Below are 8,653 nucleotides of genomic sequence, written 5' to 3'. Positions count from 1 at the left end.
AAGAAACTTGAAGGGGGCTGCTCCTAGTACGAGAGGACCGGAGTGGACGAACCGCTGGTGTACCAATTATCCTGCCAAGGGTACAGTTGGGTAGCTACGTTCGGGACGGATAAACGCTGAAAGCATCTAAGCGTGAAACCAGCCTTGAGATGAGGTTTCTCATAGCATAAGCTAGTAAGATCCCATGTAGACGACATGGTAGATAGGCCAGGTGTGGAAGAGCCGTGAGGGTTGGAGCTGACTGGTACTAATCGATCGAGGGCTTTACTTAAACAAAACATTAAGCAGAATGTGCAACAAATATATATACTTCTATGTGGTTTTCAGAGTACAAACTCTGACAGATTCAGTGGCGATGGCTATGAGGATCCACCTGTTCCCATCTCGAACACAGTAGTTAAGCTCATAAACGCCGAAAGTACTTGGCTGGAGACGGCCTGGGAGGATAGGAAGCCGCTGATTGACTAAAAGAAAAAGGTCTACCTAAAGGTAGGCCTTTTCTTTTTGCTAGTCTTCGACTAGCTAACTCTGCAAGAGCCGTCTCCAGCCAAGGTTGTACAAGTAGAAACTATCTATATAAATCAATAAGACGGCGTGGGAAGGGTAGGGTGTGAGGCCACAGAGGAGTGAAACGACGTATGGGGCCCACACATCACCTTCTTCCGAACGTAAGATTTACCGAACTGCGAAGCAGTGAAGGAAAATCCACAGTGAGGATTGATAGGAAGCTGCTGATTAATTAAAGGCACACCGAAGGGTGTGTCTTTTTTTGTATGGATTTTTATTCTTTTAAGGGAACTAATGAGCAAAGCAGTAGACGTTGAAGGAGTTACTTATATAATTAGTATTAATTATCGTGCTTTGAAGCACATATTTTTCTCATGGATATGGTATACTTAGGTTTATATCATATTTCATAGGAGGTCATATGTCTAAAAAAATTGCGGTCCTCGTTAATGAGGAGACAATGCAGCGCTGTTCTTGTGGCGGTTGTTTGAAAGCATTTATGAATAAAGCGGATTCCTTTGAGCGTTATGCTGATGAGGATATTGAGTTGGTGGGGTTCACACATAGTGGTGGGGATCTAGCTAAGAAGATTGAGTCTTTTAAGAAAAAAGGTGTTACTACGGTACATCTTTCTACATGTACGCGTGGTAAGAATGAAAATTATGAAAGCATCGCAGAGCAGTGTGCTGAGGCAGGCTTTGATGTAGTAGGCTATACACATGGTGGTGCTGTTTCTAAAGATGGTAAAGAAGCGGTAGTACTTTCAGCTAAACCAGTAACGACAGATCAATAGTTAGCAATGTTTGAATTAACCATAATAGATTGCACCATCTTATGATAGATGAATGATTGTTCCATTATTCATTCTATATTTATCATGAAGTAATATTATATAGGTAGTGTGGAAATTCTGGCATTTTCTTACATTCTATATTGTTTTATTATATAGCTATATCATTGTTTAAGAGGTTGAGAGAATGAATAAGAAACTTACAGCGGCTACTTTATCTATTGCTATGGCAGTGACAATGGCACCTACTATGATGCAAACGGCTTCTGTTAATGCTGCGTCTGCTGCGGTACAATCTTTAGCTGGTGGTGCTATTGCTATGGCTTACGTATCTACTGCATTAAATAAAATGGATAATTCTGCAGAGGGGCAACAGGAGAGTTTGGCACGCACAAAAGAGAAAACTGGTTACTTAAACGATAGTGCCGCCCAAGAGCGTGTAAATCGAATTATGAAGACATTAGAGGCTACACCTAGTGTAAAACGTTCCTACGTTGTATATGCGAATCCTGATGAGGAGTTTAATGCGTTTGCCACACTTGGTCGCGTTATGTCCATTAACAAGGGTGCTCTAGATACGCTAGATGATGATCAATTGGCCTATGTAATGGCTCATGAAATCTCTCATGGCGAGCATAAAGATATTATTAATGGCGCTAAGAAGCAAATCGGTCTTTCTACAGCGGTCGGCATTGCTGCTGGCGGTAGTGAAGGTGCGGCTATTTTATCTAATGTGGCAGGTAACTACTTATCCAATCAAGTGTTTACGATGAGTCAAGAAAAAGCCGCTGATGAGTTAGGCTTTAAGATTTTAAGTGAGTCTCCATACAATGTGGGTGGTGCAGCTGGTTCTATGGCAGTACTGCGCAACAAAGTGGGGGAACACTACCGCGAAGGGCTTTCACAAGTGGTAGCACCTAATAACCATCCAAAGTTGTCCGATCGGGTGAACAATAATATTTCTCGTATGTACACATATTCTGGGAATCATGTAAACGTATCGAATGGTACTGTGTACGTAAACGGTGATAATATCTATACTCCAGCAGGTAGTGGCCGCTACACAGGCGAAGAGCGTGCTTATTACATGGCTGGTAAATTGGCACGATTGTATCATAACAATCAAGTGACACCAGGTTCTGCATCCTATAGTGGTGACACTGTAACGGTAGCTGGTCAATCCATTGTTTCTACGCCAAATGCAGATGTAGCATTACAAGTGGCAACAAATCTTAATAATGCATTTGCAAAGCCTGCTGGTACTGCTGTTAACGTGAAAAAACCAGTGAAGGTTAAACAAGAAAAACCTAAAAAGGTAAAAGCTGATAAAGCTAAAAAATAAATAAGAGCTATACATGGCATATAATTTGCTTTAAGGATTTATGCTATTATAATGAGAATAATCAGAGGACTGAGCCCATAAAGGCTTAGTCCTCTTTTTATATAGATTGTAATATTTATAGTTTGAGTATAAGTTAATAAGTTTATAAGATATATTGAGCGCTATAGGAGTAATAAATAGACCGTAAAGATATAGATAGTCTGAAGTATAAGTATTATTCATGTGTGAATAAATTATATTCATGGAGTAATAATAAGCTCATAAAAATACAAAAAGATTTTTGATGGTGGAACGTGAATTATAATGATTTTCAACTATAAAATATGAGAGATTATCTTATTGAGCATAGTTTTAATAGATATAATTATTATATTTTTTATAATAATTATGAAGCTTTTATGCGAGAACTTAATATTGTCTATATATAGTGGATAGATGTATATTTAAGGTGGATGGAATATGTAGTTAGAATGGAATCCTATAGAAATATCATAACGGTAGGGGGTATAGGGTTATTGTACTTATAAATACTTTATAGGATAATGTCAATGTTGGTGGTTAATCTAATAATATAGATGACCATTTTTTTGTTAAATAACACGTAATTTTATATATTATATGGAGGCTATGATGGAGTATACAATTCACCTATTTAATGCAGGTGGTTTCGTTATGTATCCACTTGTACTATTCATGTTAGCAGCATGTACTATTTTATTTGAACGTATTCGTACGTACAGAAACATCAATCATGAGTTACAGCAGTTGTCCGATAGCATTGATGCCGGTCGTAATAGTAATAATTGGTCTACTCTAGAGAATTCTATAAAAAATAGTGATGATGCATTGAGTCGATTCGTGTCTCCTATCGTGGAGTCTGTATATAGTGCGGAAGGTTTAGAGAATCGTTTACATGATGTGGTAGGGTACATGGATGAACGTTTAAAACGTGGTCTTAACTGGCTTAGCATGATGGTAACAATGGCTCCATTACTTGGCCTTTTGGGTACTGTTGTTGGTATGATCCGCTCCTTCGCGGCCGTTGGTGGCGATATTGGTGCGCCTACTGTTATTACAGGCGGCGTATCCGAAGCGCTGGTTGCCACTGCAACAGGGCTTTCAGTAGCCATCGTAGCATTAGCCATCCATAGTTGGTGCACAGATAAAGTAAATTCAGATATCGCAAAGTTAGAGCAAAAATTAGGTTCTATTATGGATTTATATATTAGGAGTCAACGATGAAACGTAGTTCAGTAGGCATACAAAAAGAACCTACCATCATGATTATACCTATGATTGATATCGTTTTCTTCTTGCTCGTATTTTTCATGATGAGTACGTTGTATATGAATACAGAGGAACAAATTCCTCTTAACTTACCAAAGGCTTCCTCTTCTTCTGCAAAGACGATTGAGCCTATCACAATTTCATTAACAGCTACACATAAGATGTATTTGAATGAACGTGAGATTGTCCCTGATCAACTGGGCAATGAAATTCAAGGTATTGTTGCAAAAGAACCTCAACAGGCATTTATTGTGCGTGCCTCTGAGGATATTGCGTATAAGGACGTTATCAATATTTTAGATAATCTTAAAATTAGTGGTGCTCGGTTTGTTAGCGTAGCTACAGAACGGAAGTGATTCTATGGTAGATAAACGATATGGAATTCCTTTCGTAGCTGCATTGGCATTAAATCTTGTATATTGGGGTGTTGTAGGTGATTGGTTTGGTCATATAAAACCTCCAGAAACACCCAAAAAAGACTTGGTTATCAACCTTGATATGGGGCAGCAAGAACCTCCTCAAGAGAAGAAAGATCCTGAGAAATTAAAGATTCAACCTGACGACAAACCAGTCGCAGGAGGCGGTAAAGCAGGTAGTGTGTTGCCTGATTTATCGGGAAAGCCCACAGAAGGCTTAAAAAATCTGAATCCTTACTTAGGTGGTAATGAGATGGCATCAGTCAACTTGAATGGTAATACTGATAATCCTGTTGGCAATCCAGGCAGTGGCAATGTACCAGGCCCTGGTGGTGGTGGGGTTATTGGTAATGGAGGCCTTGGTAATGAGGGCAATGGTTCTAAAGGTGGTGATCCAGGTCCAGGTGATGTAGAACGTCGTGGGGGATCTTACGATAGTTCAGGTTATATTGCTCGCATTGAGAGTAATAAAGTAATGCCGCAACAGGCGGTGCGCCGTGGCCTCAGTGGACGAGTTTCCTTTGAAATCACTTTTGATGCCGATGGCAACTATGCAGGTGCTGAAATGATTGGTAGCAGTGGCTCTAGCATTCTCGATAATGCTGCTGCTAGCCTCGTAGAGAGCTCTGGCGGTATAGAGAATACAACAGGTGAGCCAGTTACAATTGTGGTTAATGTAGATTATGGTTTTAACTAATTTTCAATAGCTGATAATGTATGAATTATGTTTGTGTGTAGTTTTAATTCAGAAAATACAAGAAACGCATTTGTTAGAGGATTAGTTTTAATATTTTTTTTATTGTGTATTTATTGTGTGTGGAGGGGTTATGACGAGTCGTCGTATTTTATCTGCTGCTATTGCGGCAACGTTAGCGTTAGGTACGTATCAAGCCTATGCGTATGATGAGAACTTCAAGGGTTATGAGGTTCATAATGTTTCGGTAAAAGCCGATGCGGCAAAGGATGAGTATGGTAATACCATTACTGAGCAATCTTATTACCGTACTGGTGGTGATGTAAAGGTTATCACTCGTGAAGAGATTGAAAAACGTCATTATCGCGATGTAACTGAAGCGATTAAACGCGTTCCAGGTGTTACATTCCAAAATCCTGGTTACCGTGGTGGCGAGTATGGTTACCAATTTTATAATAATGGTGTGTCCATTAATGGTGACTCCCGCGTTGTAGTATTAGTAGATGGTCGTCGTGTAGACAATATTACATCTGGTCGTTTAGGTGATAGCTCTGAAAGAGGCTCTAAATCTACAGGTGTAAATATTGATGAAGTAACCAATATGGATGCTATTGATAAAATCGAAGTTATCAAAGGCCCTGGTGCTTCTCAATATGGTTCTGATGCTACAGGTGGTGTCATCAATATCATTACACGCCGTGGTAAAGGCAATTTCAGCGGTTCCGTTGATTTGGCTACAGGCAGCTGGAACAAGCATAGTTATAACTTGACTGTACAAGGTGCGGCAGGTAAGAATGCATCTACTGGTTACTTTGTAACAGCTACACGTACTATGTCTCAAGATACGAAGTATAAAGATGGCGATACTGGTGAAGTAGCCACTCTTACAGGTTCTAAATGGCGCGAAGAAGGATTTAATGCACGTATTGACCATGAGTTCAATAAGAAACAAAGCTTACAGTTCTCAATGAACTTCAAAAAAGGTCGCGATGGGTATCCAATTTCTACACCAAGCCGGAAATACTGGAATGCAGATGATTGGCGTCGCATTATTTTCAATGCTGAAGTTGGCCAATATGATACTAATTACAAGTTGAAAACAGATCCTAAATATGTAGATCCAGATGAAAATCCACAAGGTTATGCACCTAAGTTGTATGGTGACTCCAGAAACCCTGGCTACCACAATTTATTCGCTTTAGATGGTAACTACGGCTCTTATAGTAAGTTTAAAAACTTAGACACAGATTTGAAATTTACTTTCGATCGCCAAGGTCAAATGGAAAGCTTTGCTAGATTGTATCGTTTAGATCATCGATATGAAGGTCGCGATACATATACATGGTCTAAACTTGGTAGCGAGGCCGCACGTGCTGCCTATGCTGCGGCATTCCCTAATGGCGCTACTGTGGAGCAATTTAATGCATGGGTTGATTCCAATTTGGCACCATTCCCAGATCGTCGTGATGCATTGCGTCAATGGATTGCTGAAACAGGCGGTATGGCAGGTAGCCCAAATAGATGGTATAAAGAAAATAAAACAGGTGTAGAACTTCAATGGACTCGCCAACTTGATAAGCATGATATTATTGCTAATATCGACTATAGTCGCTCTAATTTGAATTCCCGTTCTATTAAACGTAATGGTGATGTAGTGTCTTCTGATATTCGTCGTAATACTTTATATGCTTATTTACAAGATAAAATCTACATTGGTAACAATGTGGAATTAACACCAGCATTGCGCTATGTACACTATAGCAGTATTCAAGGTAATGGCAGCGGTGACTCCCAAGGTAAGGGTAGTGTAAGCGCCTTAACACCTAGCTTGCATGGTCAAGTTAAGTTTAACAAAAAGACTAGCATGTACGCTGGTTGGACTCGCATCTTGAGACCGCTTAAAACAGGCGACTACAGTGCGGTTGATGGGGTATTTAATACACCGTTAGATGATGAAAAAGGCGATGCTTTCACATGGGGCCTATTACATACGTTTGGTAAAGGTAATAATACTACTGTAGCAGTTCATTATGATTACACGCGTATGAAAAATGCCATCGCTACATTGCCAATTTTGAATAGCAGATCCGGCGAGTTTGAAAAAACAGCAGTTAATGCAAAAGAAAACAAACAATCTTTCAATATTACAGTAGACCACAGATTAAATGAACATGTAACAATGAGTGCGTCTTACTCTCATATGAAAGATAAATGGTTATCTAAAGGTGGTTGGATTCTTGATCCAAACTGGGGTTATAGCAATAGCGATGATATCAATGTGGCTATTAATAGCTTGCGTCCGCAAAACCACTATGCATTGAACATTTCCTATGATAACAAGCGTCTATATTCTGGCTTGTTGATTAACTGGTACACTGGTAACAGCGACTATGCATTCACTCATAGACGTTTCCTCATCGTGGACTGGAACCTCAACTATGATGTAACAAAAGATTTAACTGCGTACATCGTGGTAAATAACGTTCTTAACCGCGCTTATGAAACAAGCTATAGTGCTTACAATGGTCGCGGTAGTGCGGCTATGCCAGCACGTTCCTTCATGATTGGGGCGAAATATAAATTCTAATGATTAGATTCAGCGTATTAATACTATGTCTATTAATATGTGTAGGTTGTGGTCCTCAGCAGGTAACTGTTGAGGACCATCAGTCTACACCAGTACATATCGAATTGCAGCCACCAGTGACAATTGAATCCTTTGTACGTCGAGGTGAGCCTTTTGAAAGTACCTATACAGCAGTGCCCGAGCGTGTGGTAGCGATGTGGCAAAACTCCATAGAAACTATCATTGCTCTTGGTGCAGGGGATCGTATCGTAGCGGGCATGGGGATTCCAGATCGCAAATACGTGCGACCAGAATACCGTGAGGCATACGATAAAATTCCATACAAGGATCTGAAATACGCCAATTTGGAAAGCGTATTGATGATGAAGCCTGATTTGTTGGTAGGTTGGAAGTCTACTTTTACAAATAAAATGTTACAAACACCTACATTTTGGCAGGCGAGACAAGCGAATGTATATATTGCAGAGTCCTCCTTGGGGGCTCAATCGGCGCTCACCATGGATATGGAGTATAAATATATTCGAGATTTGGGGCGTATTTTTAATCGAAACATGGAAGCAGAGCGTCTCATTCAAGAGATGCAACAATCTGTGGCGTACACGGTAGCCCAAACGGCTCATGAGAAGCCACCAAAGGCATTGTTTGTCGAGGTGGAAGGCAAGCATTTTCGATTGTATGGACATAAGACATTAGCTGGTAATATAGGAGCTTCCTTGCACGCCGATGTGATCGACACGGAAACGCCGTCCATTAGCATGGAGGACGTGGTGGAGCAGAATCCGGATGTAATTTTCTTGATCGTGTCTGACGGCGAATATAGCCAAGCGGATGTGATTATGAACTATGTATTAACGCAGCCAGGTTTACAAGGTGTTAATGCATTGCGCAATAAACGCGTTCATTTCTTGCCATTGCTTGCTGTATATAGTCCTGGTATTCGTTTATTAGATGGTATCGACATCGTATCGCATGGGTTGTATCCTAATCTATATCCAGAAGGGGTACCAGATTTAATTCATTAATAAAGGAG

General features: G+C 40.1%; 7 protein-coding genes and 2 rRNA genes. All 9 read left to right on the top strand.

The window, feature by feature from the left end; translation table 11 throughout:
• A 23S ribosomal RNA gene (locus HMPREF0874_RS09160) occupies positions 1 to 271 on the top strand; the annotation flags it as partial.
• A 74-nt stretch (positions 272 to 345) separates the two neighbouring features.
• A 5S ribosomal RNA gene (gene rrf, locus HMPREF0874_RS09155) occupies positions 346 to 462 on the top strand.
• Between the two features lie 466 nt (positions 463 to 928).
• Positions 929 to 1,300, top strand: coding sequence for a CGGC domain-containing protein (locus HMPREF0874_RS09150; RefSeq protein ID WP_008603365.1), 372 nt, complete (start codon positions 929 to 931; stop codon positions 1,298 to 1,300).
• Positions 1,301 to 1,484: 184 nt separating this feature from the next.
• On the top strand, positions 1,485 to 2,639 hold the full coding sequence (locus tag HMPREF0874_RS09145; RefSeq protein WP_039965434.1) for a M48 family metallopeptidase: 1,155 nt from the start codon (positions 1,485 to 1,487) through the stop codon (positions 2,637 to 2,639).
• 630 nt (positions 2,640 to 3,269) lie between these two features.
• Positions 3,270 to 3,881: a MotA/TolQ/ExbB proton channel family protein gene (locus tag HMPREF0874_RS09140; protein WP_004694376.1), complete on the top strand. Its 612-nt coding sequence runs from the start codon at positions 3,270 to 3,272 to the stop codon at positions 3,879 to 3,881.
• Positions 3,878 to 4,282: a biopolymer transporter ExbD gene (locus HMPREF0874_RS09135; protein ID WP_004694375.1), complete on the top strand. Its 405-nt coding sequence runs from the start codon at positions 3,878 to 3,880 to the stop codon at positions 4,280 to 4,282. The genes HMPREF0874_RS09140 and HMPREF0874_RS09135 overlap by 4 nt, the downstream gene beginning before the upstream one ends.
• 4 nt (positions 4,283 to 4,286) lie before the next feature.
• Positions 4,287 to 5,039 carry a TonB family protein gene (locus HMPREF0874_RS09130; RefSeq protein ID WP_039965431.1) on the top strand — a complete coding sequence of 251 codons (753 nt, stop codon included), beginning with the start codon at positions 4,287 to 4,289 and terminating at the stop codon, positions 5,037 to 5,039.
• 130 nt (positions 5,040 to 5,169) lie between these two features.
• A complete protein-coding gene (locus HMPREF0874_RS09125; RefSeq protein WP_008603356.1) occupies positions 5,170 to 7,623 on the top strand; it encodes a TonB-dependent siderophore receptor in 2,454 nt (817 codons plus the stop codon).
• Positions 7,623 to 8,645 carry an ABC transporter substrate-binding protein gene (locus tag HMPREF0874_RS09120; RefSeq protein WP_008603355.1) on the top strand — a complete coding sequence of 341 codons (1,023 nt, stop codon included), beginning with the start codon at positions 7,623 to 7,625 and terminating at the stop codon, positions 8,643 to 8,645. The genes HMPREF0874_RS09125 and HMPREF0874_RS09120 overlap by 1 nt, the downstream gene beginning before the upstream one ends.
• The last annotated feature ends 8 nt before the right edge of the window (positions 8,646 to 8,653 follow it).

Origin of the sequence: Veillonella sp. 6_1_27 (genome assembly GCF_000163735.1) — a bacterium.
In the GTDB taxonomy this organism is placed as follows: domain Bacteria; phylum Bacillota; class Negativicutes; order Veillonellales; family Veillonellaceae; genus Veillonella; species Veillonella parvula_A.
Note: the sequence above shows the minus strand (reverse complement) of the source record. Positions and strands in the feature narration are given on the sequence as shown.